We start from the raw sequence: 26,990 nt of genomic DNA on the forward strand, positions 1-26,990 counted from the left end.
CCTTGGCACAAGAAATGATAGCGCGGATGATCTGATGAATGCTGGCCCCCGATCTGACGCCCCTCAGCTTAGCGCCGTAAACTACGGCCCCTTCGGGCGGCCATTGTTCAACGATCCTTCCGTGCGCAAACTCTCGCGTGTTGGCGTGGTCGATATCGGATCGAACTCTGTACGCCTTGTGATCTTTGACGGTGCAGCGCGCAGTCCGGCCTATTTTTACAACGAAAAAGTCATGTGTGCCCTCGGCGCGGGCATCGCGGAAACCGGCCATCTCAACCCCGAGGGGCGCGTACGCGCCCTTGCCGCCGTTGCCCGGTTCGAGGCCATCGCGCAAAGCCTCGGTATCTCGCCCCTTACGGCCGTCGCCACCGCCGCTGTGCGCGATGCGACCGATGGGCCGGATTTTTGCGCCGATATCCTGCGGGAGACCGGTTTGAACGTCCACATCATTGATGGACCTGAGGAGGCACGCCTCTCGGCACAGGGCGTCCTGCTCGGTTGGCCCGGCTCCTATGGGCTGGTCTGTGATATCGGCGGCGCATCCATGGAGCTTGCGGAAATTCGTGATGGCCACGTGGGGAAATGCGTAAGCTCTTCACTCGGCCCGCTGAAACTTCTCAGTATGAAAGGCGGCGCGAAGGCGCGCAAAACCTACGCCAAAGAAGTAATTGATGATCTGTGCGAGCGCATGGGCGAGCAAAAGGACCGCTTGTTCCTTGTTGGCGGCTCTTGGCGCGCCATTGCCCGCATCGACATGCACCGTCGTGGCTATCCTTTGCATGTGCTGCATGAATACCGTATGACCCCGAAATCCGTGCGCGAAACGGTTAAATATATCGCCAAATCCGATATCGAAGACCTGCGCAGCGCCTGCGGTATTTCCAGCGCGCGCATGGCCTTGGTGCCGATCGCTTCCGAAGTACTGAAAATCTTGGTTTCCCGCGTCAAACCCACCGATATCGCCGTATCCAGCTATGGCATCCGCGAGGGCATGCTCTACGAGCAAATGCCGCAAAAATTGCGCGATCGCGACCCGTTAATCGAATCCGCTCGCTTTGCCGAAGCCAAGGATGCGCGCATGCCGGGCTTTGGCAAAACGCTCTACGACTTCATCATTCCACTGTTCAAATCCGCACCCTACACCACGAAGCGGTTGATAAAAGCGGCCAGTTCCCTGCATGACGTCAGCTGGCGCGCCCATCCAGATTATCGCGCCGAAGTGTGTTTCGACAACTCGACCCGCGCCAATCTTGGCGGTCTCAGCCATCCTGAGCGCGTCTTTCTAGGCCTCGCCTTGCTGCACCGCTATCGCAACAAACGCGAGGGTACACGCTTTGACGATCTGTTCGATTTGCTGCCGCCCGAAAAGCAGAAACAGGCGGAAATTTTAGGCAAGGCTATGCGCTTCGGCGCTATGCTCTGGATGGAGAAGGATACGCAACTTGGCGAAATGCGCTGGTTCCCGAAGAAAAAACTGCTTGAATTGCGCCTGCACCCTTCGGCCAAACCGCTGTTCTCCGAAGTTGCTGAAGCGCGCCTCGCCTCGCTTGCCTCCTCATTGGACGCCGAGGTAAAAGTCAAATTCACCAAACCCTCAACGGAAGCCTGACCCTAGCCCCGATCCGATAAGCCACGCCAAGCCGGAACTCGACTAAAGCTCAACTTCGCCCTCAGGCAATTCCAGATCTTCAACCGACTTGCGCCGCATAATGATATCGCCATTCGGCAGTATTTCCGGTGCATGGTATTTCGAGAAATCCTCGACCTGCTCCAGCAAATCCCCCAGCGCAGGTCCCATGTTCTGCACGAAACCGCGTAATGCCGGTTCAAGCTGCTCGGACAGCCCCTCCATCTCGCGCAGCGCGGGCTCCATTTCTTCCATCAAGCCTTCAAACAAAAGGCGCGCGCCCTGCTCCATCAGATTAAGGCCCGTCTTGGGCGCTGTGTCCTCGGCCTGCGCAGGCAATGCCAGTGCGAGGGCCAAGGCAGCGGTGAGTGCAATCTGTTTCATAGCCTCGACATAGTAGCGCATCGCTCCGGTTTTTAGATCAAATGTCGATATCAAGCGTCACAGGGAAGTGATCGGACGCAGTCAAAAGCGCATTGCGCAGGCTCTCATTCTCCCAGCATTCAGGGTCATCAAACGGATGCCAGATGCGCCAGGACTTTGCTTTCGCTCGCAAATTATCACTCACCATTATATAATCGAGTAGCGCCTGCAAAAAGCGATTGTCCTGTTTCAGAAAAAATCGCGCCGTCGTAGGCGCGCCGCCGATTTTTCGCGCCAGCGCACGCGCCGCGTGCGGATCAAACAAACACGGACAGCCCGCCTCGCCCAGAATAATCTCTACTGACGAGCGCCCGAACAGGTTTTCGTACTCGTCAAGGCCGGGACCATCATTCAGATCGCCAAGCAACATAAGATGTTCGTCCGCGCCAAGATGCCCGTCAATGCGCGCACGCAGCCAGACGGCTTGGGCAAGTTGTTTACGTCGATTGGCGATCGAAAAGCGCATGACTTCGTCGCGCCCGCGCGCGCCGTGAGGTGCCTTGCTTTTGAGATGCGCGCCGATCATCCGAAGCTTAGTGCCGCGCGCCGTTTCCAGCGCCAATTCCAAAGGCGGTTTGGAAAACGTGACTTCATCCTCGCGGTTGTCGATGTCCAGATCGATATGAAACGCGCCGTCGAAGCGCGGGGCAGCCGCGTCGTCCAGAGCCGCGATCGGATCATGCACCGCGCTTAATTTACTTGGATCGTAGAGCAGCGCGATTTCTTGCTGCGTGGTGTTGCCGAACCCGATCAACGCCTTCGAGGTGCGCAGCCCGAACGCTTCGGCAAACCCCTCCAGCGCGCGCGTGCCCGAGCGATCCGCGTGATCATCGGGGGCTTCGATTACCATGATCGCATCCGCGTCGATCTTGCGAAACACCAGTGCCAGCGCCGCGATCTGCTGCGCGCGCGTTACGTCGCGCCGCCCCGACCAGCCGCCATCATTAAGAAGCTTGCCTGCATCATCAAACAGCCGATCGAACCATTCCACATTGTAGCAGGCAAAGCGCATCACGCCGCGCGCTCCTTGGTAATTTCTTCCCATGCACGATTGATATCAACCATGCGTTTTTCAGCCATGCGGATCGCCTCTTGCGGCACGCCGCGCGCGAACATGCTATCGGGATGGGTTTCGCGCACCATCTTTCGCCAAACCCCGCGAATTTGCGCGAGGCTCATTTCGGGGGTCACGCCCAGAACGGTGTAGGGGTCAGGGATCGCGTCGGGTACGAACCGCGCCCGCAGCGCACGAAATTCCGTGTCGGGCAACCCGAAAATTTCCGCCACCTGTTCGAGAAAACGGTTTTCCCCGGGGTGATAAAAACCATCTGCCATGGCGATATGGAATAGCCCCTCCATCAAATCGCACAGGGTCGAGGGCTGGTCGCCGAACATATCCGCAATGCGCGCGGCATACTCCTCAAAGCCCGCCACATCGAGGCGCGCCATGTTAAACACGCGCGCGGCATCGCCTTCATCGGCGGCGCCGATCTGGAAGACTTCCCGAAAGGCCGTCACCTCGTCGCGCGTGACCTGCCCGTCCGCTTTGGCCATTTTCGCGCCAAGCGCGATCACGGCGATGGTAAAGGCGACCGAGCGTTCGGGAGGACTGCGCAAGCGATCAAAAATCGCCGTCAGCCCTTCGCCGCTGGTCAGCGCTGCAAGCGCTTCTGATATGCGAGTCCAAAGTGACATGGCGCAAGTTTACGCGCCATCGCCGCAAATGCCCATGCGTAGCGTCACCTCTAGCGCAGGATTTTCTGCATCAAGATAAGGTTCATCCAGCGATCGAACTTGAAACCGACTTCGGGCAAGCGCGCGATATGTTTAAAGCCGATGCGCTCATGAAAAATCACGCCAGCAGGGTTCTCACTACTGATCCCTGCCCAAAGGCTGTGAATATTCTCGCATTTTGCGTGCAGCTCCAGCGCGCTCATCAACGCGCGCCCTGCCCCGCTGCCGCGCGCTTGCGGTGCAAGGTTGATCGAATGTTCTTTGGTACGCGCATATCCCGGGCCGCTGCGAAACGCGAAATAGGTGGCAAACCCCAGAACGGTATCGCCCTGCGCCGCGACAAAAAACGCCCCTTCGCGAGCGCTAATATCGGCGGTGATCTGGGCTTCGGTCTTCGGTGCCGTCGTGAAGGTCGTCGCGGTGTCTTTGATCAAAGGGTTCCACAGCGCGCAGATGCCTGCCGCGTCACCGGCACAAGCGGCTCGAATGATCATGTCAGAACGCGCAGCCCGTGGGGCGTATCGAATTCAGCAATGAGTTCGGGGGCTTGCGCCATCTCGAAACGCAAGACCGCACCTTCGATGATGCCAAGCCGCGCTTTCAATGCCTGCGCCTGCGGCAGTCTGAGCGTCAGCGCCTTGAGGCGCAGGTTGCTCGGCTCGAGCATCGCAGCCGGATGCAGATCGCCCTGCCATTGGATCAGTGGCGGGAACAGCCCGTCAAAGGGCAACGCACCGCTTGGCGGCACCGCCATTTGCCATTGTAAAGCACCGCGTTCAAGTGCGACCGCATCGCCGGCTTCCGGCCAGTCCGCGAGCGCGCTTGTCAAATCGGTAACGGCGCATATCCAGTTGCTCAGGCGAGGCGGGCCGGAGAAATTGTCCAGATCGAACCAGCGCGGGTGCGCGGGTACGGGCGCATCCGGATCAATCGATATCGCTTCGAGATAGAGACCATCCGCAAGGCCAAGCAAGTGGTTGTGCGTCGCAAAGCGTTCGTGAGCCCCCCCCGGCTGCATCGAAACGCCCAGCGCCTCTTCGACATGCGCACGCGCAGCATCGCGGCTGGCGGCGCTGACGGCAAGGTGATCCAGTTTTAAGTCACGCATCGGTTTTTACTCGCTCAAATCGAGCACTGCATTCGCGGTGCACAGGGTTACTCGCGCATAAGCGCGAGCGGTTTGGGGGCGCTGCCCCCGCTTGATCGAAGATCAAGCTCCCCCGAGGTATTTAGGGACCAGAGAAGCGTCCGCGCACGGACTTTTCGCGCGCGGCACCCTCGCTCGAATTATGTGCGCGTCTCGCGGATGATTTGCAAGATGTCCTGAGCGGCTTTGGGAATGTTCGTGCCCGGGCCGAAGATGGCTTTGACGCCTGCCTTGTAGAGAAAATCATAGTCCTGCTGTGGAATCACGCCGCCACAGATGACAATGATATCGCCCGCATCCTTGTCCTTCAACGCTTGCACCAATTTGGGCGCGAGGGTCTTGTGCCCCGCGGCCTGGCTGGAAATACCAATCACATGAACGTCGTTGTCCACAGCGTCCTGCGCCGCTTCATCGGGGGTTTGAAACAGCGGGCCGACATCGACATCAAAGCCGATATCCGCGAAAGCGGTCGCGATGACCTTGGCCCCGCGATCATGGCCGTCCTGGCCCATTTTCACAACGAGCATGCGCGGGCGGCGCCCTTCTTCGGTCGCAAAATCTTCGACCGATTTCTGGATCGCAGCAAAACCTTCATCGCCCTCATAGGCTGCACCGTAGACCCCTGCCAGCGTTTTGACCTCGGCGCGGTGACGCCCGAACACTTTTTCCATAGCCATGCTGATTTCTCCTACGCTGGCGCGCGCGCGCGACGCCGCCACGGCCGCTTCCAGGAGGTTGCCACCCTCGCTGGCGCGGCGGGTAATTTCATCGAGCGTCGCTTGCACGGCCGCGTTGTCGCGGCTAGCGCGAATGCTCTCGAGCCGCGCGATTTGAGATTTGCGCACCGCGTCGTTGTCGATGTCAAGGATGTCGATCGCATCCTCCTTTTCAAGGCGATACTTGTTGACGCCGACGATCACCTCAACGCCCTTGTCGATGTTGGCCTGGCGTTTTGCCGCCGCCTCTTCGATGCGCAATTTTGGCATGCCGGTGGCGACCGCTTTGGTCATTCCGCCCATTTCCTCGACTTCATCGATCAGCTTCCAGGCTTCCTCAGCAAGCTGGTTCGTCAGGCTTTCCACGTAGTACGACCCTGCCAGCGGATCGACCACGTTGCTCACGCCGGTTTCCTCTTGAAGGATCAACTGGGTATTGCGTGCGATGCGCGAGCTGAAGTCCGTGGGCAACGCAATCGCTTCGTCAAGAGCGTTGGTATGCAGACTTTGCGTGCCGCCAAGAACCGCCGCCATCGCCTCGTAAGCGGTACGAATGACGTTGTTATAGGGATCTTGCTCCTGCAAGGACACACCCGAAGTCTGGCAATGGGTGCGCAGCATTTTAGACTTTTCGGTCTGCGCACCAAGGTCGGTCATTATGCGGTGCCAGAGCAAGCGCGCAGCGCGCAGTTTTGCCGCTTCCATGAAGAAATTCATACCGATCGCAAAGAAGAACGACAGACGCGGCGCAAATTTATCCACATCCATGCCACGCGCCATGGCGGTTTTCACGTACTCCCGACCATCTGCGAGCGTATAGGCAAGCTCCTGCACCAAGGTCGCACCGGCCTCCTGCATGTGATAACCAGAAATGGAAATCGAGTTAAATTTTGGCATTTCCGCAGAGGTATATTCGATGATATCCGCGATGATCCGCATGGAGGGTTCAGGCGGATAAACATAGGTGTTACGCACCATGAATTCCTTGAGGATGTCGTTCTGGATCGTGCCCGAAAGCAGCGCGCGATCATGGCCCTGTTCTTCGCCGGTGACAATGAAATTGGCAAGGATCGGGATGACCGCACCGTTCATCGTCATGGAGACAGATACCTTATCGAGCGGGATTTGATCGAAGAGGATTTTCATATCCTCGACACTGTCAATCGCAACGCCTGCCTTGCCAACATCGCCCTCCACGCGGGGGTGGTCGCTGTCATAACCGCGGTGTGTGGCCAGATCAAAGGCCACGGAAACCCCTTGCTGGCCTGCCGCGAGGGCTTTGCGATAAAAGGCATTGCTGGCCTCGGCGGTGGAAAAGCCTGCGTATTGACGGATCGTCCAAGGGCGCCCCGCGTACATTGTCGCTTTCACACCGCGCGTAAACGGTGCCTCGCCCGGGATGCCCCCCATGTGGGGCAGGCCATCGGTGTCCGCCGCCGTGTAGAGCGGCTTGACGTCGATGCCTTCGAGCGTTTTCCATGTCAGATCGTCAAGCGGGCGTCCGCGCAGCTCTTTTTCAGCCAGGGCGCGCCATGTTTTGTCTTGTGTCATATCTCTGTCCTTTGCTCAAAGCGCGCTGCGATGCGGGATATCCCATCTGTGCAGGCGCCGCGTCTTCCAAAAAATGTGCCAATCCGTCCGCGCCTGCGCGCAGCCAGAAAAGGTCGTCGGCGTAGCGTTCTTGCAGCATCGCGCGCTGCGTCCGAGAGAACGGTTGCCATGTAGTGCCCTCGGTTTGCGCCGTAAGGCGCGCAAGCTCGTTCTCGCTGAGCGGCAAGCGCGCCAGATCCTGTGCACCGGGGCGTGCATTGCGCCAGATTTGCTTGCCCAGCGGCGGCGCGGGCATGCCCAGTAGACCCGAGAGCAAAGCCTGCGGGCGAGATGCGAAACGCTCGTAACTGCTGACGAAAATCGCGGCCTGCGGCGCAGCGGCGGAGATATCGGTGATCACGTCGCGCCAGTTGCGCGGTTGCTGCGCAAGGGCGCTCAAGCGCTCGGGCTTGGGCACTTGCAAACCGCGTGGAATGCAAAAGCTGAGCGCCGAAGGCCAGTAACTGCTCAGGCACCGCGTCGAGAGATGAATAACGCGGACGCTGCCACGAAAAGCCGCGATCGTGCGCGCGATCCGCTCGCCTGCCGAAGGGTAGAGGCTGTGGGACGAAATATTGTGGCGCATCTTGCCCAGAAGGTTTTCGTCCGACACAATAATTTGCCCGAGGCCCATCTGCTGCGAGCGCTGCAAATTGAGCGCGATGCGCCCCTGAGCGCGCGTGAAAGCCATGGGGCCGCGCCCGTGCAGCGCATCGGGCATGACACCGTGCATCATTCCTCCGCGCAGCCGCACAGGCCCCCAAAAACCGACGCCCTGCTCGCCCAAGGCCGCGCTGCTCTGGCGCAGATAGAGTTGGAAACTCGTGCTTGCCGTGCGATGCGCACCCAGTTGCAAAATAACGTCCACGCCTGTTTCCCTTGCGATATAGCGCGCTTTGCCCCCAATCGGGCCAAGCGCGTGCTTGCAAGGTCTGGCTCAAAGTGATGTTTTTTCCCTTAAAGGCGCAATTTTGCGCGATCAATGACATATCAGCCATCGCAATCACCGCCCTGCCCCCTATATTGGGTTCAAGAGGAGACCCCATGAAATCGTTCTTGTCATTTGTTTTTGCAGCGCTTTTTGCGGCTTCACCCGCTTTCGCGCAAGACGACCCCGTCACCGGGGAAACATCCGCCTGGGAGGAGATCACCGCCTCCGATAGCGACAATTTGAACGACTTTCTGTGGACTGCGCGCCCTGTCGTGGTCTTCGCAGACAGCGCTGAAGATCCAAGGTTCGCGCAGCAAATGCTCTTGTTTGAAGGCGCGGCGAAAGAACTGCGCGAGCGCGATGTGGTCATTTTGACCGACACAGACCCAAGCATGAGTGGCGCGCTGCGCAAGGCCTTGCGGCCCCGTGGGTTTATGCTTGTGCTGATCGGCAAAGACGGTGGCATAAAGCTACGAAAAGCCTCGCCGTGGGACGTGCGAGAATTGACCCGCGTCATCGACAAGACCCCGTCGCGGCAACGCGAAGTCCGCGAGCGGCGCGTCATCCCGCTGTCCGCATCTGAATAGACCACTTTCCCGCTGAACCCGGCCGTCCGCACACGCACGCGGGCGAGCCACGTGAGAGGAACGGCTAGGGGATCAGCGAGAGTAGACATCGCTCTATTCGAACTCCATGATCACATCATCAACCGCAAGGCTGTCGCCTGCAGCGGCGTTGATCTTGGACACTGTGCCCTTCTTTTCGGCGCGCAGGATATTTTCCATCTTCATCGCCTCGACCGTGCAAAGCGCCTGACCTTCCTGCACTTCGTCGCCCTCCTCAACATCGATCTTCACGATCAATCCCGGCATCGGGCAAAGCAGCAACTTGGATGTGTCCGGCGCGATCTTCTCGGGCATCTTGCGCGCAAGTTCGGCCTGTCGCGGCGTGCGCACATGCACTTTGATGTCCGCGCCGCGCGCGCGAATGCGGAAACCACCCGACACTTTGCCAACTTTCATCACCAGCGGTGCGCCATCCACAGACATGTTCGCAAGCGGATCGCCCGGCGTCCATTTGCCGCTAACGCGCAGTGCCGTTCCATCCTCGAAAGTGACCGTGGAGCCGCCTTGATCGGCAGCGATCACCACATCAAAGCTAAGACCTTGCAGCGCGACGTTCCATGCCTCGCCCACGTGGCGTTCATGGTTATCAAGCGTGCCGGAAATACGCGCACGGCGGATTTCGGCAACGCGGTTCATCGCAGCGCTGGCCGCCGCGATACGGCGCAGATCACCCTCGGGCAGATCGACCCCGTTAAAACCGTCAGGATATTGCTCTTCGATAAAGGCCGTCGTCATTTCGCCCGCAATAAAGATCGGGTGATCCATGACCGCACTAAGGAACGGCAAGTTGTGACCTATGCCCTCGACCTCGAAGGTATCCAGCGCGACGCGCATCGCTTCGATCGCAGCTTCGCGCGTCGTGGCCCATGTACATAGCTTGGCGATCATCGGGTCGTAATACATGGAGATTTCGCCGCCCTCATAGACGCCCGTGTCATTGCGCACGGCAACCTCTGCGGGCTTGGCATCGCCCATCCATTTGTCGTTCTCCAGCATCGGACCTGCGGCCTGCTCTACGGGCGGGCGATAGCGCGTGAGGCGGCCAATCGAGGGTAGGAAACCACGATAAGGGTCTTCGGCATATAGACGGTTTTCGATCGCCCAACCCGTGAGCGTGACATCGTCTTGCGTGATGCTCAGCGGCTCACCATTGGCGACGCGGATCATCTGCTCGACGAGGTCGACACCTGTGATCAACTCCGTGACAGGGTGCTCCACCTGAAGGCGTGTGTTCATCTCGAGGAAGTAGAAATTCTTGGCACCATCCACGATGAATTCCACCGTGCCCGCAGAGGCATAGCCAACCGCCTGTGCCAATGCGACGGCCTGCTCGCCCATCGCTTTGCGCGTGGCTTCGTCAAGGAAGGGGCTTGGCGCCTCTTCGACAACCTTTTGCTGGCGGCGCTGGATCGAACACTCGCGCTCGCCCAGATAAATGCCGTTGCCATGTGTGTCGCAAAGCACCTGAATTTCGATGTGGCGCGGCTGGGTGATGAATTTCTCAATGAAAATACGATCATCGCCAAAACTGTTAGCCGCCTCGTTCTTGGAGGATTGAAACCCCTCGCGCGCCTCGGCGTCGTTCCATGCGATGCGCATGCCTTTCCCGCCGCCCCCTGCAGAGGCTTTGATCATCACGGGATAGCCGACCTGATTGGAAATCTTAACCGCATCATCAGCGTCCTCGATCAACCCCATATAGCCGGGAACCGTGGATACATTGGCCTCTTGGGCAATCTTCTTGGAGGTGATCTTGTCCCCCATGCTTTCAATCGCGCCGACGGGCGGCCCGACAAACGCGACGCCAGCCTCTTGCAATGCGGTGGCGAATTTCGAATTCTCGGACAGGAAGCCGTAGCCCGGATGCACCGCCTCTGCGCCGCTGGCTTTGACAGCCTCCATCACCTTATCGATCACGATGTAGGACTGGTTCGCCGGGGGCGGGCCGATATGAATCGCCTCGTCGGCCATTTCCACATGCAATGCGTTTTTATCCGCGTCCGAGTAGATGGCGACAGTGGTGATGCCCATCTTCTTGGCCGTCTTGATAACGCGGCACGCGATCTCGCCGCGGTTGGCAATCAGGAGCTTTTTGAACATGTGGAGGTCCTTTTCGTGACTTGAAAAACGCAAAACGCCGCCCTGCCCGAAATGGACAAAGCGGCGTTTACGTGGATATGAAGACGCGGCGCGGGGCGCTGCGCGAAACGGTTTTTAGTTGGCCGTGATGGCCGCGCCGGTAATACCACCCAGAAGCGCGCCTGCGGCGATATTGGAGTTGCTGCCACCAATGGCCGCCCCTGCGAGCGCGCCAACGGCTGCGCCTGCTGCTGCGCCCTGAACCTGGCGATCCGGTTGCGAGACGCAACCTGCAAGGCCGACGGACAATACGAGTGCGGTTGTGATTTTTGCGAAGTTCGACATTTTATTTCTCTTTCAATGCTATGTATATCTACCGCAGAAATGAAAAAAGGCGGCAGCAGATGCAGCGTAGCACCAGACCGCCGCCAAGGGGAAGGGTTACGAAAGCCTTTGGCGCGAAACGCATTGTTGCATCTGCTCGGGCTGACAGGATTCACTGTGCAGTCCAGAGAACCGCGTGCATAGCCTTTGGCGCGCTTTGCTTGCAAAGCGGCCCGATCTTGCCGGAAATCCAAAGGCACAAGCGAATTCATGCCGATTTTCCCCAATCGGTAACGTCTGGAAAGGACATAGCGGCGGCGCGTGGATCAAGGATCAACTTGGCTTCGTAATCCGCGGGATCGAACGGATCGTCATAGGGCAGCACTTCGCGCCCGAAGAGCCAGCTGAGACGCCCGGCGTCCAGATTGCCGCGCTCGAACGGCTGATCGCCAAATTGCTCCCAAAGGGCTGTAACGAAGGCGGCATCCGCGCGCCGATCCGCAGGTCTGCGATCTGAGCGCCGCTCACGGCGCTCCAGCGGCGTTGCGCCCTTGGGATTGGCGCGGCGCAGGGTAAATTGGAAATCTGTACCGGGAAGGCGGCCGGGAAAGCCGCGGTGCTTGTGCATATAATCTAGTGCCATGACGCACCCCCGGAGCAGGTGGTCGGCAGGGTCGGGGCAGGCGCGAACGCCTGCCCCGCAGATAAGTTACTTGTACTTACCTGTGTAAACTGGCTCCATCGAGATCGGCGCGGGGTCAACCACAACGAACTCTTCAACCGGTGCTTTGCGCGCACATGCGGACGCTGCGAATACAACGCCGAACACTGCCAACAATTTGATGCTCTTGGACATATTAATCTCCTGTCACAATTGCTACTCAGTTTTGCGAGACAATCCCGCAACCCTGTCCCTCTCGAGGTGTAGGTCACTTGGGTGTACCTGCCGCCAAAGATACGCGAGCGCGTAGCAAAAAGATATCCACAGGCGTCCAAGCCCGCGCGTTGTGACGCTAAAGCCTCAACTCCCCGCTCGGATGAGCTTCGCTGCGCAACATATTGTGGTTTCATCAAAACATCTCCAACATGCAGGTACCGTTTTGGACGCTAAAGGCCTCAAAAACCTGCTCTACATCAGTATTTGCGACGCCGAACTCGACCGGTTCGGACGATAGCGACACCACGATTTGCGCTGGAACCGGCGCATCCTTTAGCACCACGTTCAGCCCGAAATCATCGCAGAGCATTTGCAGATCTGCACTCAGGTCTTCAAAGCTCGGGCGTGTCAGCGGGCTCGCCAAATCTGGCGCAACAAAACGCAGTCGCACGATATCCGCCTCTAGATCAACGCGCTTTTCGACAAAGCTCACCGATTGCCCCGAGGGCAAGGTGATCGGCATTTGCCCGCTCGCCGCCGTGCCTGCGACAACGCTCAGCACAAGCAAACTGCGCGCGGTGAACGTCATGTCCGAACACCCCCGGCGCATTTGATCCAGCGTGCCCGCAGCGCGCCATCGTGCAGCAATGCGTCGATCTTTTGCGACACCTGCCCCGAAATAGGAGGGCCAAGCCGCCCGCCCGCCGTCACGGACAATCCGTCTTCGATCTGTTCAATCTGAACGACAGGCGAAAAACCCCGCAGGTTCTGTAAAGCCCGCCACATATCTTGGCGGATTTGATGCGCAAGCCGCGTGCGCGCGACCAAGGGGAACCGCGCAGTGGCACTGACATCAAAGCGCGCAGGCAGATGCCGCGCGAGCGTCACGCAAGCGCCGCTGCGCTGAATATGCCAGTTTTTCTGCGTCATCCTGAGATGCCCTTTCGCTTACAGCGGAATGTTATCGTGCTTTTTCCACGGCATGCTTTGCTTCTTGGAACGCAGTGCCGCAAAGGCTCGGCTGATCCGTTTGCGCGTGCTGCGCGGCTGGATCACCTCATCGACGAACCCGCGCTCGGCGGCGACGAATGGATTGGCGAAGCGCATGTTGTAATCCGCCTCATGCTGCGCGATTTTCACCGCGTCGCTGGCGTCAGCGCGGTGAATGATCTCCGTCGCGCCCTTCGCGCCCATCACCGCGATTTCCGCGGTGGGCCATGCGTAGTTCACATCTGCCTGCAAATGCTTGGACGCCATGACAACGTAGGCACCGCCATAGGCTTTGCGCGTGATCAGCGTTACCTTTGGAACCGTTGCTTCGCCGTAAGCAAAGAGCAGCTTTGCGCCATGTTTGATCACACCGCGATATTCCTGCGTCGTTCCGGGCAGGAAGCCGGGAACGTCCACCAGCGTCAGGATCGGAATTTCGAACGCATCACAAAAACGCACAAAACGCGCCGCCTTGCGCGAACTGTCGATGTCCAGAACACCAGCCAGAACCATCGGCTGATTGGCCACGACACCGACGGTCTGCCCTTCAAGGCGGATAAAGCCGGTCAGAATGTTGCCTGCAAAATCTTCCTGAATTTCATAAAAATCACCCTCGTCAGCGATTTTCGTGATCAACTCTTTCATATTGTAGGGCTGGTTCGGATTGTCCGGCACCAGCGTATCGAGCGAAGTCTCGACCCGCGCCACATCATCAAAGAATGGACGCACCGGCGGCTTTTCGCGATTGGAGAGCGGCAGGAAATCAACCAGGCGGCGCACTTCAGCCAGCGCCTCCACGTCGTTCTCGAAAGCACCGTCCGCGACTGAGGATTTCTTGGTATGCGTGCTGGCACCCCCGAGCTCTTCCGCCGTCACCTGCTCGTTGGTCACGGTTTTCACGACGTCGGGGCCGGTGACGAACATGTAGGACGTGTCTTTGACCATAAAGATGAAATCGGTCATCGCAGGCGAGTAGACCGCGCCGCCAGCGCAAGGCCCCATGATCATCGAAATCTGCGGCACCACGCCCGAGGCCATGATGTTACGCTGGAAAATGTCGCCATAGCCGCCAAGACTGTCAACACCTTCCTGAATGCGCGCGCCGCCGGAATCGTTCATGCCGATGATAGGCGCGCCGTTTTGCATCGCCATATCCATGATCTTGCAAATCTTCTGCGCGTGCGTGGCTGACACCGAGCCGCCCAGAACCGTGAAATCCTGCGAATAGACATAGACCATACGTCCGTTGATCGTACCCCAGCCCGTGACGACACCATCGCCTGCGGGGCGCTGCTCTTGCATGCCGAAATCGGTGCAGCGATGCGTTACGAACATATCGTATTCTTCAAAGCTCCCCTCATCGAGCAGCAACTCGATCCGCTCGCGCGCGCTTAGTTTGCCCTTGGCGTGCTGGGAATCGATCCGCTTTTGCCCGCCGCCAAGCTGTGCGGCGGCGCGCCGGTCCGAGAGTTCGTGCAGGATGTCTTTCATCGCATGTCCCTTCTTTGCGCGTTTTTGGCGCTTATGAAGCGCCCCCGAGGCGCGCTTTACGTGCTGTCGTCTTTGATCTTGCGATATACCGTGCAAGTGCAGAAACAAAGCGTTTTGTCGCAAATTTGCAAAGTCCGCCAAGGCGATCATTTGCTAATAGCAAAACTGCAAACCCTGCAACGCCGCGACGTCGTAAAATCGCGCTCTGTTCCTGCGCGGTTTCCCGCGCTAGAGGAATGCAATGAGCATCAAATACATCGCGCGTTTCCTCGATCGCAGCACACCGCCCCACATCGTGACCCTTATTTTACTGGCGGGTCTGTCGGCCTTGTCGATGAATGTATTCCTGCCCTCCCTCCCTAACATGGCGATCCATTTTCAGACCGAATACTGGGTCCTGCAAATGTCCGTAGCGATGTATTTCGCGGTGACGGCCGTGCTCCAGATCATCATCGGGCCGATCTCCGACAATCTTGGCCGCCGTCCGGTAATCCTTTGGGGCCTTGCGCTTTTTACGCTCGCGTCCATCGGCTGTATCTACGCGCCCGATGCCGCCACATTTTTGTTGTTCCGCATGTGCCAGGCCGTGATCGTCACCGCCATGGTGCTCAGCCGCGCGATTGTCCGCGATGTGGTCGAGGCCGATCAAGCCGCCTCGATGCTGGCCTATGTCACCATGGGCATGGCCGTCGTGCCAATGGTCAGCCCGATGATCGGCGGCGTTCTAGATGAAGTCTTCGGCTGGCAAGCGAGCTTCTGGCTCATGGCGATATGCGGCGCTGCGCTATTTTGGCTGTGCTTTGCCGATCAGGGCGAAACCAAGAGCAAAACCGGCGAAACCCTGCGCGAACAGTTCGGCCACTACCCCGAATTGCTCTCCTCGCCGCGGTTTTGGGGTTACTCACTCGCCTCGGGTCTGTCGTCGGGCGCGTTCTTTGCCTACCTTGGCGGCGCGCCTTTTGTGGGAACGGAGATATTCAAACTCTCCCCGTCCGAGCTTGGCTTTCTGTTCGGCACCCCCGCGCTTGGCTACTTCTTCGGCAATTTCATTTCGGGCCGCTATTCGACGCGGGTCGGGATCAACCGTATGGTGCTTTATGGCGCGTGCATTTCCACCACTGCAACCGTCGCCTCGCTTGTCGTGTTCGGCCTTGGCTTTGGCACCGCGCTTAGCTTTTTCGGCTTTATGACCTTTGTCGGTATCGGTAATGGCATGACCATCCCCAACGCGACGTCCGGCATGCTCTCGGTGCGCCCGCATCTGGCAGGCACGGCCTCGGGCCTTGGCGGCGCGATTATGATCGGCTTTGGCGCAGTCCTGTCGGCGCTTGCGGGCATCATTCTTGGCGATGGTTCCAGCGCGATGCCAGTGCTCTGGCTCATGGCAGCGAGCACGGTGGGCGGCCTTGGCGCAGCGATCCTCGTGATCAGGCGCACGCAGGCGATCGGCGCATAGGGCTTGCCCCGATGGCTTTGCAAAGCGTAGCATAGCGCTATGCAAATCTGCTAAGCACCAAGCGAGACCGACCATGGCCCTACAAAAGATTTACGCGGGTTCAAAGCTGCGCGAGCTGCGCGGGCAAGTCGCCCTGACGCAAAAGGACTTTTCTGCCAAGTTGGGCGTTTCCCTGCCCTACCTGAACCAGATGGAGAACAACAAACGCCCGCTTTCGACCACTGTTGTTCTGGCACTGGCGCAGGAATTCGGCTTTGACGTCACCGAGCTTAGCTCTGGCGATGCAGAGCGCCTTGTTACTGATATGCGCGAGGCGCTGGCTGATCCGGTGCTCGACGCGGTCGAACCACCGCTGGCCGATCTGCGCCTCACCGCTTCCAACGCTCCGGCCCTTGCGCGTGCCTTTCTGGAATTGCACCGTGCCTACCGGCAAACCCACGAACGCCTCGCCTCGCTAGATGAAGCGCTGGGGCGCGAGGACGGGCAACTTCAGCCCAGCCCTTGGGAGGATGTGCGCGATTTCTTTCATTACTGCGACAATTACATCGATGCGGTGGACCGCGCCGCCGAGCATTTCGCCACGAGCGGGCCAAGCGAAGCCACGATCCGCGAGCGCGCCGTCGCAGCCTTTCGCCAGCACGGGATCGAGCTACGTTTCCAAGCCGTCGAAGCCCTGCGCCATTTCGATCCCGAGACCCGCAAGCTAACCATCTCGAGCAACGCCGCCCCCGCAACGCAGAGCTTTCAAATCCTCATGCAGATCGCCCTGATCACACAGGAAAAACTGCTGGAGGCGACGCTCGACCTTGCGCGCTTTCAAACCGTTGAGGCACGCGCCATCGCCAAGATCGGCCTTGCCAATTACTATGCCGGCGCGGCCTTGATGCCCTATGGTCCCTTCCTCGCTGCTGCACGCGAAACGCGCCATGATCTTGAACGCCTCTCTATCCTGTTCCGGGCCTCGATCGAGCAGGTCGCGCATCGCCTCTCTACTCTGCAACGCTCTGGTGCCAAGGGCGTGCCATTCTTTTTTGTTCGCGTGGATCAGGCCGGCTCCATCACCAAACGCCACAGCGCGACGCGCCTGCAATTTGCGCGCTTCGGCGGGGCCTGCCCGCTGTGGAACGTGCACCGCGCGTTCGAAACTCCGGGGCGTTTTGTGCGCCAGTTGGCCGAAACCCCCGATGGCGTGCGCTACATTTCTCTTGCGCGCGACGTGCTGAAACCGGGCGGCTCGTTCGGCGCGCCCGTGCGCCGCTTTGCCATCGCGCTTGGCTGCGAAGTCACCCACGCCAGCCAGTTGGTCTATGCCGACAGTCTCGATATTTCCAACGCCTCCGCCTATGAACCCATCGGCATTTCATGCCGCATTTGCGAGCGCACGAATTGTCATCAACGCTCCGTTCCACCGTTGGAAAGGCGCTTGCGCGTGGATAGCAACAGACGCGGCGTACTGCCCTACGAGGTCGGATGATGCGCGCGCAGCCCGACATGCAAATGGGCCGCTCCGTTCCCGGTGCAGCCCATTGATCTCAGTTTTGCTTTCAACGCCTTTCAACTAGCTCATGTGCTCAGATAAGCCGCAATTTCATCCTTGAGCGCAGAACGTTTCTTGCGCAAATCCACCTCGGCCATTTGCGCGATCGGCTCCACATTGGTTTCAGCGCGGTGCACCGCGCGGTTCACTTCGTGATACGCCTCGAACATTTTAGCGAAATGCGCATCGGACACTTTCAAAGCGCTCATCTTTTCAATATGTTGCGGGAACTCTTCGGCCAATTCATGCGGCGTGTGGGACATTGGATTTCCTCCTGTTTGAATATCTCCACGCCACTCTGCACTGCTTCACAGAAGCGTACTTTGACACGCATCAAATAGCACGCCTATCTGCGTGCTTTTCGCCAGCCCGCCGCGCGCGCCTGCGCCGCTGTGCAAAACCACTGCTCGCCCTTGGACAGGTTGATGCCGGTGCGCTCATAATCGCGCTGACCGGGCATATGGAAAATCTTGCCACTCTTTGAAATATTGCCCTTGATCGCACAGGTTCTGTCAGGTGGAATACGCCCTTGGGCCCGCGTGGCGCGATATTGCGCAGGATTTTGCACGCGGCTTGCGTGCAGGCCGCGATCATTCACCGCTGCGCCTTTCTCATCCAGATCATAAGCCATGGAATATTTGCGATAGGCAAAGGCCAAACCCTCAGAGACCAGCCTTTGCCCAACGTCGCGCCCGCCGATTTCGCAGCGCGCCACGACGCGCCCGTAGCGGTCGCGATCCACCTCTTTGCAGCGCGCTCGCTTGCCGCCGTACATTTCGGCGACGCGCGCACTGACCCAAGCACCGCAGGCCCAATTCGCGCCCTGCTCGGTCTCGCAAACCTGCTTGTGTTCGGGCGCGTCAATGCCGTGCAAACGCACACGAATACCCGCGATATCAAAAGTATCCCCGTCGACAACACGCACGCGTCCGATCACATCCGCGCTTATCGGCGCTCCGCAAGTGATCATTAACAAAGCTAAACAAAATCTGAACATAGTCCAGATATGCGCGGTGCCTCACCTCGGTTCAATCCATTTCGTTAACGAAAGTTAACAAAGGTTAACCGATTGCTAACGCCCCTCCTATTTGGTCCAGAAACACCCCGGGGATTGCGAGGGGCTGGCCACTCGCCCGTGAAGTGAACGGATTAACGCTGGGAATTCTCCCAATCTGGATGAATCCAAGGTCGATCATTGCTCGCTGGCAGCATATCGCGCCCCAGAATGTGATCCGCCGCTTTTTCCCCGACCAGAATCGAAGGCCCATTCAGATTGCCGTTGGTTATACGTGGAAAGATAGAGCTATCTGCAACGCGCAAGCCCTCGATGCCAATCACGCGGCACTCTGGGTCAACCACCGCCATCGGATCGCTAGCGCGGCCCATCTTGCAGGTTCCGCACGGATGATAAGCGCTTTCCGCATGCTCCTTGATGAACGCGTCCAGCTCCGCGTCGCTTTGCACGGCGCTGCCCGGTTGGATTTCGTGCTTCACGAACGGCTTGAACGCGTCCTGCGCAAATATCTCGCGCGTGAGTCGGATACAGCGGCGAAAATCTTCCCAATCCTGCTTCGTGCTCATGTAGTTGAACACGATTTTCGGGGCCTCTTTCGGATCTGCGCTGCGCAAGGTCACCTCCCCGCGCGAAGGACTGCGCATGGGGCCGACGTGCGCTTGAAAACCGTGGCCTTCGGCGGAAGCCTGACCGTCATAGCGCACTGCAATGGGCAGAAAATGGAACTGGATATCGGGATATTCAACACCTTTTTGCGAGCGGATAAAGCCGCAGCTTTCGAACTGGTTCGACGCGCCAAGGCCAGTCTTGGTAAACAGCCACTGCGCGCCGATCACCGCTTTGGAGAAGATGTTCCAATGCTTATAAAGTGTGATGGGCTGCGATGCGGCCATTTGAAGGTAGAGCTCCAGATGATCTTGCAGGTTCTGCCCCACGCCCGCGCGATCCGCGATCACCTCGATCCCATGCTCCGCGAGATGCGCAGCGGGGCCAATGCCGGAGAGCATCAACAGTTTCGGCGAATTGATCGCGCTTGCTGCAATGATCACTTCACGGCTCGCAGAAATCACTTTGCCACCCACCAACTCAACGCCTGTCGCACGCCCGTCTTCAATAACAACTTTCGCAGCCAATCCACTCACGACCGTGCATTTTCCAGTCTTCTGCGCAGGGCGCAAATAGGCATTGGCCGCAGACCAGCGCCGCCCCTTATGAACAGTCTGCTCGAACGGGCCAAAGCCCTCTTGCTGCTCGCCGTTATAGTCGTCTGTGGTCTGATAGCCCGCCTGCGCCCCCGCATCGACGAAGGCTTGAAACAAGGGATTGTCCCGGGGTCCGCGCGTGACGTGCATCGGCCCGTCCTTGCCGCGCCAATCGGGATCGCCCCCGTGACCGCCGCTATCCCAATTTTCCATGCGTTTGTAATAGGGTAGCACATCCGCATAGGACCAGCCGTTCGCACCGCTTTCGGCCCAATGATCGAAATCCTTGGCATGGCCACGCACGTAAACCATGCCGTTGATGGACGATGATCCGCCGATTACCTTGCCGCGCGGACAGGCAAGGCGGCGGTTGTCGAGATGCGGCTCCGGTTCGGAGTGATAACCCCAATCATAGCGTGACATGTTCATCGGATAGCTGAGCGCAGCTGGCATCTGAATGAACGGCCCCGCGTCTGTGCCGCCGTATTCGATGACGATGACCGAGTGGCCCGCTTCGCTGAGACGATACGCCATAGCGCAGCCGGCAGAGCCAGCGCCGATGATCACATACTCAGCTTTCATTGCAACGCCTCAAAGGGTGGGCATGCGGGAGCCTCCAGCGGGAGTTTATTGGCAAGATGAAGCCTAGAAGGGTGCATCGACCGCTCCCATTCGAACATAGACAGACTTCAACTGGCTATAGTGATTGATCGCTGCCTTGGAATTCTCACGCCCGACGCCAGATTGCTTCGAGCCGCCAAAAGGCGCTTCGACAGGGGCATCATTGTACGAATTTATAAAGCAAGACCCCGCCTCCATCTGCGCAATAACGCGGTGGCCCCGCGTAAGATCGGCAGTGAACACGCCAGCCGAAAGACCGAATTCGGTGTCATTGGCACGCGTGATCACTTCCTCTTCGGTGTCGAAATCGAAGACGGACATGACCGGGCCAAAAATTTCTTCGCGTGCGATTGTCATGGTGTCGGTGACCTCGGCGAAGACTGTTGGTTCAAGGTAAAAGCCCTCGGTTCCGACACGTTTGCCACCGCAGACAAGGCGCGCGCCCTCAGCTTGGCCTTTTTCGATATATCCTTGCACAATGTTCATCTGGCGCTCGGACACCATGGGGCCAAAATTCGTGGCTTCATCCAGCGGATCGCCCATGACCACGGTTTGCAGGCGTTCATGAAGACGCTTGAGAAACGCCTCTTTGATACCCTTTTGCACGAACACACGCGTGCCGTTGGAGCAGACTTGACCGGAGCTATAAAAGTTCGCCAAGATCGCGCCGCCAACCGCATCCTCGAGGCTCGCGTCATCGAAGATGATCAGCGGGGATTTGCCACCAAGCTCCATCGTGACGTGTTTGATGCTTGCCGCCGCTGCCGCGTAGACTTTGCGCCCTGTTGGAACGGAGCCTGTAAGAGAAACCTTATCCACGCGCGGGTCTGTCACCAGCGGTGCGCCGACTGCGCCTGTGCCTTGGATCACATTGTAAAGCCCTGCAGGCAGGCCCGCCTCGTGCAAAATTTCCGCGACTTTGAGCGCGCAAAGCGGCGTTGTTTCAGAGGGTTTAAAGACCATCGCATTGCCGCAGGCCAGCGCGGGCGCGGCTTTCCAGCAAGCGATTTGCGTGGGGTAGTTCCAAGCGCCAATGCCTACGCACAGACCAAGCGGTTCGCGGCGGGTATAGACCCAGTCCTCGCCAAGCTGGATATGCTCGCCCGTGAGTGACCCTGCGAGACCGCCGAAGTATTCAAGCGCATCCGCGCCGGACGTCGCATCGACGTAGAGCGTTTCGGACATGGGTTTGCCGGTGTCATAGGTTTCCAGAACCGAGAGATCATGGTTGCGCTCGCGGATCATATCCGCAGCCCGGCGCAGAATGCGGCCACGTTCGGTTCCGCTCATTGCAGCCCATGCTTTTTGAGCGGCTCTGGCGCTGGTAATGGCTAGCTCGATGATTGCAGGGGTCGCTTCATGGACCACTGCGATCTGCTCGCCTGTGGCGGGGTAGATCACTGGGATCTCAGCGCCTGCGGTGTCCTCGACGTATTTGCCGTTGATGAAATGGCTGGCGGTGGGCTGTGTGGGATAGGGCATGTTTGCCTCCGGCGGAAGTTTATTTGGGAAGATGAAGCTGGCCTATTCCCCTCTTGGGAAGCGTTGGCTTTCCTCGACGATATTGAGGTCCATGTGATTTCGCATGTAGCGTTCGGATGCTTTTTGCAGAGGCTGGTAGTCCCATGGGAAATAATCACCGTTGCGCAGCGCCTCGTAGACAACCCAGCGGCGGGCTTGCGAGCGGCGCACCTCTTCGTCGAAACGCGCGAGGTCCCAGCGTTGTTCAGACTTGGCACGCAGGGTTTGCAGTGTGCCTTGGTGTTCGGGCGAATCTGCAAGGTCGTTCAGTTCATGGGGGTCCGCATCCAGATCGAAAAGCTGATCGGGATCTAGCAAGCAGCGGGTGTGTTTCCACTTGCCGTAGCGCAGGCAGACGAGCGGGGAATAACTGGCCTCGGCTGCGTATTCGATGGCAACAGGCGCGGTGCGCGGCACGCCTTGGCCCATGGGTTTGAGGCTCATTCCCTCAGTCCACGGCATGATTTCTTCCATATCCACCCCCGCCAGATCGCAAAGCGTCGGACACACGTCGATGTTGCTGACGGGGGTCTCGATGAGGCCCGGTGCCATTTCAGGCGCGCAAATCATCAGCGGCACACGCGCAGAGCCTTCAAAGAAGGACATCTTGAACCACAATCCACGCTCGCCCAGCATATCCCCATGATCGGCGACGAACATGATGATCGCCTCCTGGCGCGTCGCTTCCAGCGCTTCCATCACCTCGCCGACTTTATCGTCAAGATAGGAGATATTGGCGAAATAGGCGCGGCGCGAGCGGCGGATATCCTCGTCCGAGATGTTGAAGTTATCACGATCATTTGCATCGAGGATACGTTTGGAATGGGCATCCTGATCGGCGTAGGGAATCGGGCCGACCTCGGGCATGAGATGTTCGCAATCCTCGTAAAGGTCCCAGTACTTGCGCCGCGCCACGTAGGGATCGTGCGGATGTGTAAAACTGACGGTCATGCACCACGGGCGATCGTCCTTGCCACGCGCATAGTCATAAACCTTGCGGGTTGCATGATAGGCGACCTCGTCGTCGTACTCCATCTGGTTGGTGATTTCCGCGATGCCGGAACCGGTAACACTTCCCATATTGTGATACCACCACTCGATCCGCTCGCCCGGCTTGCGGTAGTCCGGCGTCCATCCGAAATCAGGTGGATAAATGTCGGTGGTCATGCGTTCCTCGAACCCGTGAAGCTGGTCGGGACCGACGAAGTGCATCTTGCCGCTCAGGCAGGTTTGATAGCCCGCGCGGCGCAAGTGATGTGCATAGGTCGGGATAGAGGACGGGAATTCGGCGGCATTGTCATAAACACCTGTGCTGCTTGGCAACTGGCCAGACATATAAGCCGCCCGCCCCGGCGCGCAGAGCGGGCTGGCGGTATATGCGTTCTTGAAGCGGGTCGAGCGCGCCGCAAGTTTCTTGATGTTGGGCGCGTGCAGCCAATCGGCGGGGCCGTCCGGGAAAAACGTGCCGTTCAGCTGATCAACCATAAAAATCAATATGTTAGGCTTACTCATCGCACGCCCTTTCCAACTCTAAATCAAGATAATCCAGCACCTGCCGCGCCGCGCCGCTTTGATCCGGCACGGCTTTCACGAGACTCTGGCGCAGATAAACGCCGTCGATGAGCGCTGCGATATTTGAGGCGAGCTCGCCCGCCCGCTCACCAATCAAAGGCCGCAACGCGAACACCAGGTTCGAGCGCAAACGCGCTTGATAGATCTTCAAGAGTCGCGTCGCATCTGGCACGGTCTGTGCCAAAACATAGAAATTCAGCCAAGCCGCAATCACGTCCGGGCGAAAGTTCGAGTTGGAAAACGACGCGCGCACAATCGCTTCCACCCGTTCCTGCGGCGTCTTCGCCATCGCCAAAGCGCCGCGCACTTCTGCGCCGTAAACCGTCAACGTATGACGCATAGCGGCCAGGAATATCTGCTCTTTGCCACCAAAATAGTGATGCGCCAAAGCGCTCGACATGCCCGCGCGCTTGGCGATCGCACCTACGGTCACATCCAGCGAGCCTTGCGCGCCAATCTCGTGAATAGTCGCTTCCACCAAGGCGGCGCGGCGTATAGGCTCCATTCCAAGCTTGGGCATGGCGACTCCTAAAAAACTTGCTTTTGCGACGATAATTTGTTTTTTATTGACCCGTCAATCAATAAAAATTCCACCAATTAGGGAGACTTCTTGAATGAAACTCAAATCCACCCTTTCCGCGCTGGCCCTCATGGCTGCCAGCCCCGTCTTTGCCGATTGCGGCACCGTCACATTCTCTGACGTAGGCTGGACCGACATCACCGCGACGACCGCCGCGACGACCACAGTCTTGCAAGCGCTCGGCTATGAGACGGACATCAAACTCCTGTCCGTTCCCGTGACCTACACCTCTATGGCGCAGGGCGACGTTGATGTGTTCCTTGGCAACTGGATGCCCACGATGGAGGCGGATATTGCCCCCTACCGCGAGGCTGGCACGGTCGATACCGTGCGCGCGAACCTGACGGGCGCAAAATACACTTTGGCCGTTAACCGCGCTGCGATGGACCTTGGCATTGCGAGCTTTGCTGATATCGCGACGCACAAAGACGCGCTTGATGGCAAGATCTACGGCATCGAGCCGGGCAATGATGGCAACCGCCTGATCCAATCCATGATCGATGGTAATTCCTTCGGCCTGGAAGGTTTTGAGGTCGCTGAAAGTTCCGAGCAAGGCATGCTGGCGCAGGTCACGCGCCTGTCCAAAAAGGACGAACCGATCATCTTCCTCGGTTGGGAGCCACATCCGATGAATGCCAACATCGACATGGGCTACCTCACGGGCGGCGATGATTTCTTCGGTCCCGACCTTGGCGGCGCGACGATCTACACCAACACGCGTGCAGGCTATGTGGCCGAATGCGGCAATGTCGGCACGCTTCTGGGCAACCTTGAATTCACGCTCGCCATGGAAAACGAGATCATGGGCGCAATCCTCGATGACGGAATGGACGCAGATGATGCCGCCGCTGCATGGCTGAAGGCCAATCCGGACGCCTATACGGGCTGGCTGAACGGCGTGACGACCATGGACGGCGGCGATGCTGTCGCTGCGGTCAAAGCCAAGCTGGACATGTAAGCTGGAAATACCGCGCCCCGCGAACACCTCGCGGGGCGCTTTTTATGTTGAGAGGCGCATATGCTCGATTGGCTCACAGAACACAAAATCCCTATCGGCAAAACGGCCAAGACGGCTTTCGACTGGCTGCAAGAGGTGGGCGAGCCATTCTTTGACTGGCTCTCCGTTGTTTTAGAGGGCTTGATCGACGCGATCCTCTGGGTGCTGCAAACGCCCCACCCGCTATTTGTGATCGCTGCCTTCGCGGGCCTCACCTATGCGCTACAACGTTCTTGGAAAACCGCCCTGTTCATCGCGCTCGGCTTCCTGTTCATTCTCAATCAGGACTACTGGGAAGAAACCACCGAAAGCCTCACGCTAGTGCTATCTGCCTGTGTCGTGTGCATGGCCATTGGCGTGCCCATCGGCATCGCCGCCGCGCACCGTCCACGCCTGTTCAAGGCGATGCGCCCCGTGCTGGACCTGATGCAAACGCTGCCAACCTTCGTCTACCTCATCCCCGCAATCGTCTTCTTCGGAATCGGCATGGTTCCGGGCCTCATCGCCACAGTCATCTTTGTGCTGCCCGCCCCGATCCGCCTGACGCATTTGGGCGTGTCGTCCACGCCAACGCCGCTGCTCGAAGCGGCTCAGGCCTTCGGCGCGACCCCGCGCCAGACCCTGCTCAAGGTGGAACTCCCCTACGCACTGCCGCAGATCATGGCGGGTCTGAACCAGACCATCATGCTCTCGCTTTCAATGGTCGTAATCGCGGCGCTGGTGGGTGCGGACGGCCTTGGCGTGCCAGTTGTGCGCGCGCTTAACCAAGTGAACACCGCCCTCGGCTTCGAGAGCGGATTTGTCATCGTCGTGGTCGCCATCATGCTCGACCGCATGCTACGTGTGGAGCGCAAATAATGTCCGCAGCCGTCACATTCGACGCCGTCAACATCGTGTTCGGCGACAAACCTGAAACCGCGCTTCCCCTCATGGATGCAGGTCAGGAACGCCCCGACATACAGCAAAGCACAGGCCAAGTCCTTGGTGTACATGACTGCTCGCTTGAGGTTGAAGAAGGCGAAATTCTCGTGCTCATGGGGCTGTCGGGTTCTGGTAAATCCACGCTATTGCGCGCAGTGAACGGGCTTAATCCGGTGGTGCGCGGCACCGTCAATGTGCGCGGCAAAAGCGGAATGGTGGATGTCACCAACGCCAGCCCCGCCGATCTGCGCCGCATCCGGCAGGAAAGCGTGGCGATGGTGTTCCAGCAATTCGGTCTGCTGCCTTGGCGCTCGGTGCGCGAAAATGTCGGGCTGGGTCTGGAGCTCTCTGGCATGGCAAAAGCAGACCGCAATGCGCAAGTCGACAAACAACTTGAGCTTGTCGGCCTAAGTGACTGGGCCGAGCGCAAAGTCGGTGATCTGTCGGGTGGCATGCAGCAGCGCGTCGGCCTTGCCCGAGCCTTCGCCACCGAAGCGCCGATCCTGTTGATGGACGAGCCGTTTTCCGCCCTCGATCCGCTGATCCGCACCCACTTGCAGGACGAACTCCTCGATCTTCAGGCCAAGCTCGGACGCACCATCATTTTCGTCTCACATGACCTTGATGAAGCGTTCAAAATCGGCGGCCGCATCGCAATCATGGAGGGCGGGCGCATCGTGCAATGCGGCACGCCGCAGCAGATTTTCACCCATCCCTCAACAGATTATGTGGCAGAGTTCGTCGCCCACATGAACCCGCTTGGCGTACTGTGCGCGCGCGACGTGATGTCGGGTGATCCTGTGGACAACTCAAATAAATCCGTGGACTCAAACACTTCGATCCAAGAGGTCATGCAACACTTCGAGATCGGTGAACAAAGCCTTAACGTCACCGACAATGGCGCCATAATTGGTCAGATCACCTCTGCTTCGGTGATGAAAAAACTTCTTGATCCAAGGGCTTAGCCCACCATCTTCATCTTGCCTTTAAACTCATTCAACAGCGGCAAGAGG

The 26,990-nt window shown here is 58.6% G+C and carries 27 protein-coding genes; 7 read left to right on the top strand and 20 right to left on the bottom strand.

The window, feature by feature from the left end; genetic code table 11:
- Window positions 1-34 precede the first annotated feature (34 nt).
- Window positions 35-1,609 carry a Ppx/GppA family phosphatase gene (locus tag B9P63_RS14585; RefSeq protein ID WP_085310106.1) on the top strand — a complete coding sequence of 525 codons (1,575 nt, stop codon included), beginning with the start codon at window positions 35-37 and terminating at the stop codon, window positions 1,607-1,609.
- 42 nt (window positions 1,610-1,651) lie between these two features.
- Here B9P63_RS14585 and B9P63_RS14590 read toward each other — a convergent pair whose 3' ends face one another.
- The 7 genes from B9P63_RS14590 to B9P63_RS14620 all read right to left on the bottom strand — a co-directional run bounded on the left by B9P63_RS14590 (window position 1,652) and on the right by B9P63_RS14620 (window position 8,105).
- The gene (locus tag B9P63_RS14590; RefSeq protein WP_245830703.1) at window positions 1,652-2,032 is read right to left on the bottom strand and encodes a hypothetical protein; all 381 of its coding nucleotides are present in this window, start codon (window positions 2,030-2,032) and stop codon (window positions 1,652-1,654) included.
- A 16-nt stretch (window positions 2,033-2,048) separates the two neighbouring features.
- The gene (locus B9P63_RS14595) at window positions 2,049-3,062 is read right to left on the bottom strand and encodes an endonuclease/exonuclease/phosphatase family protein (RefSeq protein ID WP_085310108.1); all 1,014 of its coding nucleotides are present in this window, start codon (window positions 3,060-3,062) and stop codon (window positions 2,049-2,051) included.
- On the bottom strand, window positions 3,062-3,745 hold the full coding sequence (locus B9P63_RS14600) for a molecular chaperone DjiA (RefSeq protein ID WP_085310110.1): 684 nt from the start codon (window positions 3,743-3,745) through the stop codon (window positions 3,062-3,064). Before B9P63_RS14600 ends, B9P63_RS14595 begins: the two co-directional genes overlap by 1 nt.
- A gap of 50 nt (window positions 3,746-3,795) precedes the next feature.
- Window positions 3,796-4,278, bottom strand: a complete 483-nt coding sequence (locus B9P63_RS14605; protein WP_085310112.1) for a GNAT family N-acetyltransferase — start codon at window positions 4,276-4,278, stop codon at window positions 3,796-3,798.
- Window positions 4,275-4,892, bottom strand: coding sequence for a VOC family protein (locus tag B9P63_RS14610; protein ID WP_085310114.1), 618 nt, complete (start codon window positions 4,890-4,892; stop codon window positions 4,275-4,277). The genes B9P63_RS14605 and B9P63_RS14610 overlap by 4 nt, the downstream gene beginning before the upstream one ends.
- Before the next feature lie 179 nt (window positions 4,893-5,071).
- A complete protein-coding gene (gene scpA / locus B9P63_RS14615; RefSeq protein ID WP_085310115.1) occupies window positions 5,072-7,198 on the bottom strand; it encodes a methylmalonyl-CoA mutase in 2,127 nt (708 codons plus the stop codon).
- Window positions 7,164-8,105, bottom strand: a complete 942-nt coding sequence (locus tag B9P63_RS14620) for a hypothetical protein (RefSeq protein WP_085310118.1) — start codon at window positions 8,103-8,105, stop codon at window positions 7,164-7,166. Before B9P63_RS14620 ends, scpA begins: the two co-directional genes overlap by 35 nt.
- 176 nt (window positions 8,106-8,281) lie before the next feature.
- Between B9P63_RS14620 and B9P63_RS14625 the strand changes: the two genes are divergently transcribed.
- A complete protein-coding gene (locus B9P63_RS14625; protein WP_085310120.1) occupies window positions 8,282-8,755 on the top strand; it encodes a DUF4174 domain-containing protein in 474 nt (157 codons plus the stop codon).
- A gap of 93 nt (window positions 8,756-8,848) precedes the next feature.
- Here the strand turns inward: B9P63_RS14625 and B9P63_RS14630 are convergent, their stop codons facing one another.
- From B9P63_RS14630 to B9P63_RS14655, 7 genes are all read right to left on the bottom strand, one after another.
- Window positions 8,849-10,894: an acetyl-CoA carboxylase biotin carboxylase subunit gene (locus B9P63_RS14630; RefSeq protein ID WP_085310122.1), complete on the bottom strand. Its 2,046-nt coding sequence runs from the start codon at window positions 10,892-10,894 to the stop codon at window positions 8,849-8,851.
- 114 nt (window positions 10,895-11,008) lie between these two features.
- Window positions 11,009-11,218, bottom strand: coding sequence for a YMGG-like glycine zipper-containing protein (locus tag B9P63_RS19265; protein WP_085310124.1), 210 nt, complete (start codon window positions 11,216-11,218; stop codon window positions 11,009-11,011).
- Window positions 11,219-11,465: 247 nt separating this feature from the next.
- A complete protein-coding gene (locus tag B9P63_RS14640; protein ID WP_176219177.1) occupies window positions 11,466-11,825 on the bottom strand; it encodes a hypothetical protein in 360 nt (119 codons plus the stop codon).
- A gap of 81 nt (window positions 11,826-11,906) precedes the next feature.
- On the bottom strand, window positions 11,907-12,053 hold the full coding sequence (locus tag B9P63_RS19270; protein WP_176219175.1) for a hypothetical protein: 147 nt from the start codon (window positions 12,051-12,053) through the stop codon (window positions 11,907-11,909).
- A 214-nt stretch (window positions 12,054-12,267) separates the two neighbouring features.
- Window positions 12,268-12,663 (bottom strand): DUF6497 family protein, encoded by a 396-nt coding sequence (locus B9P63_RS14645; protein ID WP_085310128.1) that lies wholly within the window; start codon window positions 12,661-12,663, stop codon window positions 12,268-12,270.
- Complete coding sequence (locus B9P63_RS14650; protein ID WP_085310130.1) at window positions 12,660-13,004, bottom strand: hypothetical protein; 345 nt, start codon at window positions 13,002-13,004, stop codon at window positions 12,660-12,662. Before B9P63_RS14650 ends, B9P63_RS14645 begins: the two co-directional genes overlap by 4 nt.
- A gap of 18 nt (window positions 13,005-13,022) precedes the next feature.
- Entirely contained in the window at window positions 13,023-14,555 is a 1,533-nt protein-coding gene (locus B9P63_RS14655) for an acyl-CoA carboxylase subunit beta (RefSeq protein WP_085310313.1), read from the bottom strand.
- A 241-nt stretch (window positions 14,556-14,796) separates the two neighbouring features.
- Between B9P63_RS14655 and B9P63_RS14660 the strand changes: the two genes are divergently transcribed.
- Both B9P63_RS14660 and B9P63_RS14665 read left to right on the top strand, forming a co-directional pair.
- The gene (locus B9P63_RS14660; protein ID WP_085310132.1) at window positions 14,797-16,011 is read left to right on the top strand and encodes a multidrug effflux MFS transporter; all 1,215 of its coding nucleotides are present in this window, start codon (window positions 14,797-14,799) and stop codon (window positions 16,009-16,011) included.
- A gap of 73 nt (window positions 16,012-16,084) precedes the next feature.
- The gene (locus B9P63_RS14665; protein WP_085310134.1) at window positions 16,085-17,485 is read left to right on the top strand and encodes a helix-turn-helix domain-containing protein; all 1,401 of its coding nucleotides are present in this window, start codon (window positions 16,085-16,087) and stop codon (window positions 17,483-17,485) included.
- 89 nt (window positions 17,486-17,574) lie between these two features.
- Here B9P63_RS14665 and B9P63_RS14670 read toward each other — a convergent pair whose 3' ends face one another.
- From B9P63_RS14670 to betI, 6 genes are all read right to left on the bottom strand, one after another.
- A complete protein-coding gene (locus B9P63_RS14670; RefSeq protein WP_085310136.1) occupies window positions 17,575-17,811 on the bottom strand; it encodes an HP1242/YdcH family protein in 237 nt (78 codons plus the stop codon).
- 83 nt (window positions 17,812-17,894) lie between these two features.
- Complete coding sequence (locus B9P63_RS14675; protein WP_245830705.1) at window positions 17,895-18,518, bottom strand: thermonuclease family protein; 624 nt, start codon at window positions 18,516-18,518, stop codon at window positions 17,895-17,897.
- A 179-nt stretch (window positions 18,519-18,697) separates the two neighbouring features.
- The gene (gene betA, locus B9P63_RS14680; protein ID WP_085310140.1) at window positions 18,698-20,347 is read right to left on the bottom strand and encodes a choline dehydrogenase; all 1,650 of its coding nucleotides are present in this window, start codon (window positions 20,345-20,347) and stop codon (window positions 18,698-18,700) included.
- Between the two features lie 63 nt (window positions 20,348-20,410).
- Window positions 20,411-21,868 (bottom strand): betaine-aldehyde dehydrogenase, encoded by a 1,458-nt coding sequence (gene betB, locus B9P63_RS14685; protein ID WP_085310142.1) that lies wholly within the window; start codon window positions 21,866-21,868, stop codon window positions 20,411-20,413.
- A gap of 42 nt (window positions 21,869-21,910) precedes the next feature.
- Entirely contained in the window at window positions 21,911-23,419 is a 1,509-nt protein-coding gene (gene betC / locus B9P63_RS14690; RefSeq protein WP_085310144.1) for a choline-sulfatase, read from the bottom strand.
- Window positions 23,412-23,999 carry a choline-binding transcriptional repressor BetI gene (gene betI, locus B9P63_RS14695; RefSeq protein ID WP_095533053.1) on the bottom strand — a complete coding sequence of 196 codons (588 nt, stop codon included), beginning with the start codon at window positions 23,997-23,999 and terminating at the stop codon, window positions 23,412-23,414. Before betI ends, betC begins: the two co-directional genes overlap by 8 nt.
- Window positions 24,000-24,093: 94 nt before the next feature.
- Between betI and choX the strand changes: the two genes are divergently transcribed.
- From choX to choV, 3 genes are read left to right on the top strand one after another with little or no spacing between them, the layout of a single operon-like run.
- Window positions 24,094-25,017 (top strand): choline ABC transporter substrate-binding protein, encoded by a 924-nt coding sequence (choX, locus tag B9P63_RS14700; RefSeq protein ID WP_085310146.1) that lies wholly within the window; start codon window positions 24,094-24,096, stop codon window positions 25,015-25,017.
- A 60-nt stretch (window positions 25,018-25,077) separates the two neighbouring features.
- The gene (choW, locus tag B9P63_RS14705) at window positions 25,078-25,914 is read left to right on the top strand and encodes a choline ABC transporter permease subunit (protein ID WP_085310149.1); all 837 of its coding nucleotides are present in this window, start codon (window positions 25,078-25,080) and stop codon (window positions 25,912-25,914) included.
- Entirely contained in the window at window positions 25,914-26,942 is a 1,029-nt protein-coding gene (choV, locus tag B9P63_RS14710) for a choline ABC transporter ATP-binding protein (RefSeq protein WP_085310151.1), read from the top strand. The genes choW and choV overlap by 1 nt, the downstream gene beginning before the upstream one ends.
- Window positions 26,943-26,990 lie beyond the last annotated feature (48 nt).

Origin of the sequence: Planktotalea arctica (genome assembly GCF_002105285.1) — a bacterium.
GTDB classification, from domain to species: domain Bacteria; phylum Pseudomonadota; class Alphaproteobacteria; order Rhodobacterales; family Rhodobacteraceae; genus Planktotalea; species Planktotalea arctica.

Excerpts from the sequence above, each read along its gene's own strand:
- B9P63_RS14585 (WP_085310106.1), top strand. The coding sequence starts at position 35 with ATGAATGCTGGCCCCCGATCTGACGCCCCTCAGCTTAGCGCCGTAAAC.
- betC (WP_085310144.1), bottom strand. The coding sequence starts at position 23,419 with ATGAGTAAGCCTAACATATTGATTTTTATGGTTGATCAGCTGAACGGC.
- B9P63_RS14630 (WP_085310122.1), bottom strand. The coding sequence starts at position 10,894 with ATGTTCAAAAAGCTCCTGATTGCCAACCGCGGCGAGATCGCGTGCCGC.
- B9P63_RS14675 (WP_245830705.1), bottom strand. The coding sequence starts at position 18,518 with ATGATCACTTGCGGAGCGCCGATAAGCGCGGATGTGATCGGACGCGTG.
- B9P63_RS19265 (WP_085310124.1), bottom strand. The coding sequence starts at position 11,218 with ATGTCGAACTTCGCAAAAATCACAACCGCACTCGTATTGTCCGTCGGC.
- B9P63_RS14605 (WP_085310112.1), bottom strand. The coding sequence starts at position 4,278 with ATGATCATTCGAGCCGCTTGTGCCGGTGACGCGGCAGGCATCTGCGCG.
- betB (WP_085310142.1), bottom strand. The coding sequence starts at position 21,868 with ATGCCCTATCCCACACAGCCCACCGCCAGCCATTTCATCAACGGCAAA.
- B9P63_RS14655 (WP_085310313.1), bottom strand. The coding sequence starts at position 14,555 with ATGAAAGACATCCTGCACGAACTCTCGGACCGGCGCGCCGCCGCACAG.
- choX (WP_085310146.1), top strand. The coding sequence starts at position 24,094 with ATGAAACTCAAATCCACCCTTTCCGCGCTGGCCCTCATGGCTGCCAGC.
- B9P63_RS14610 (WP_085310114.1), bottom strand. The coding sequence starts at position 4,892 with ATGCGTGACTTAAAACTGGATCACCTTGCCGTCAGCGCCGCCAGCCGC.
- B9P63_RS14665 (WP_085310134.1), top strand. The coding sequence starts at position 16,085 with ATGGCCCTACAAAAGATTTACGCGGGTTCAAAGCTGCGCGAGCTGCGC.
- B9P63_RS14640 (WP_176219177.1), bottom strand. The coding sequence starts at position 11,825 with ATGCACAAGCACCGCGGCTTTCCCGGCCGCCTTCCCGGTACAGATTTC.
- B9P63_RS14650 (WP_085310130.1), bottom strand. The coding sequence starts at position 13,004 with ATGACGCAGAAAAACTGGCATATTCAGCGCAGCGGCGCTTGCGTGACG.
- B9P63_RS14645 (WP_085310128.1), bottom strand. The coding sequence starts at position 12,663 with ATGACGTTCACCGCGCGCAGTTTGCTTGTGCTGAGCGTTGTCGCAGGC.
- B9P63_RS14595 (WP_085310108.1), bottom strand. The coding sequence starts at position 3,062 with ATGCGCTTTGCCTGCTACAATGTGGAATGGTTCGATCGGCTGTTTGAT.
- B9P63_RS14670 (WP_085310136.1), bottom strand. The coding sequence starts at position 17,811 with ATGTCCCACACGCCGCATGAATTGGCCGAAGAGTTCCCGCAACATATT.
- B9P63_RS14600 (WP_085310110.1), bottom strand. The coding sequence starts at position 3,745 with ATGTCACTTTGGACTCGCATATCAGAAGCGCTTGCAGCGCTGACCAGC.
- betI (WP_095533053.1), bottom strand. The coding sequence starts at position 23,999 with ATGCCCAAGCTTGGAATGGAGCCTATACGCCGCGCCGCCTTGGTGGAA.
- scpA (WP_085310115.1), bottom strand. The coding sequence starts at position 7,198 with ATGACACAAGACAAAACATGGCGCGCCCTGGCTGAAAAAGAGCTGCGC.
- B9P63_RS19270 (WP_176219175.1), bottom strand. The coding sequence starts at position 12,053 with ATGTCCAAGAGCATCAAATTGTTGGCAGTGTTCGGCGTTGTATTCGCA.
- choV (WP_085310151.1), top strand. The coding sequence starts at position 25,914 with ATGTCCGCAGCCGTCACATTCGACGCCGTCAACATCGTGTTCGGCGAC.
- B9P63_RS14625 (WP_085310120.1), top strand. The coding sequence starts at position 8,282 with ATGAAATCGTTCTTGTCATTTGTTTTTGCAGCGCTTTTTGCGGCTTCA.
- B9P63_RS14660 (WP_085310132.1), top strand. The coding sequence starts at position 14,797 with ATGAGCATCAAATACATCGCGCGTTTCCTCGATCGCAGCACACCGCCC.
- B9P63_RS14590 (WP_245830703.1), bottom strand. The coding sequence starts at position 2,032 with ATGCGCTACTATGTCGAGGCTATGAAACAGATTGCACTCACCGCTGCC.
- choW (WP_085310149.1), top strand. The coding sequence starts at position 25,078 with ATGCTCGATTGGCTCACAGAACACAAAATCCCTATCGGCAAAACGGCC.
- betA (WP_085310140.1), bottom strand. The coding sequence starts at position 20,347 with ATGAAAGCTGAGTATGTGATCATCGGCGCTGGCTCTGCCGGCTGCGCT.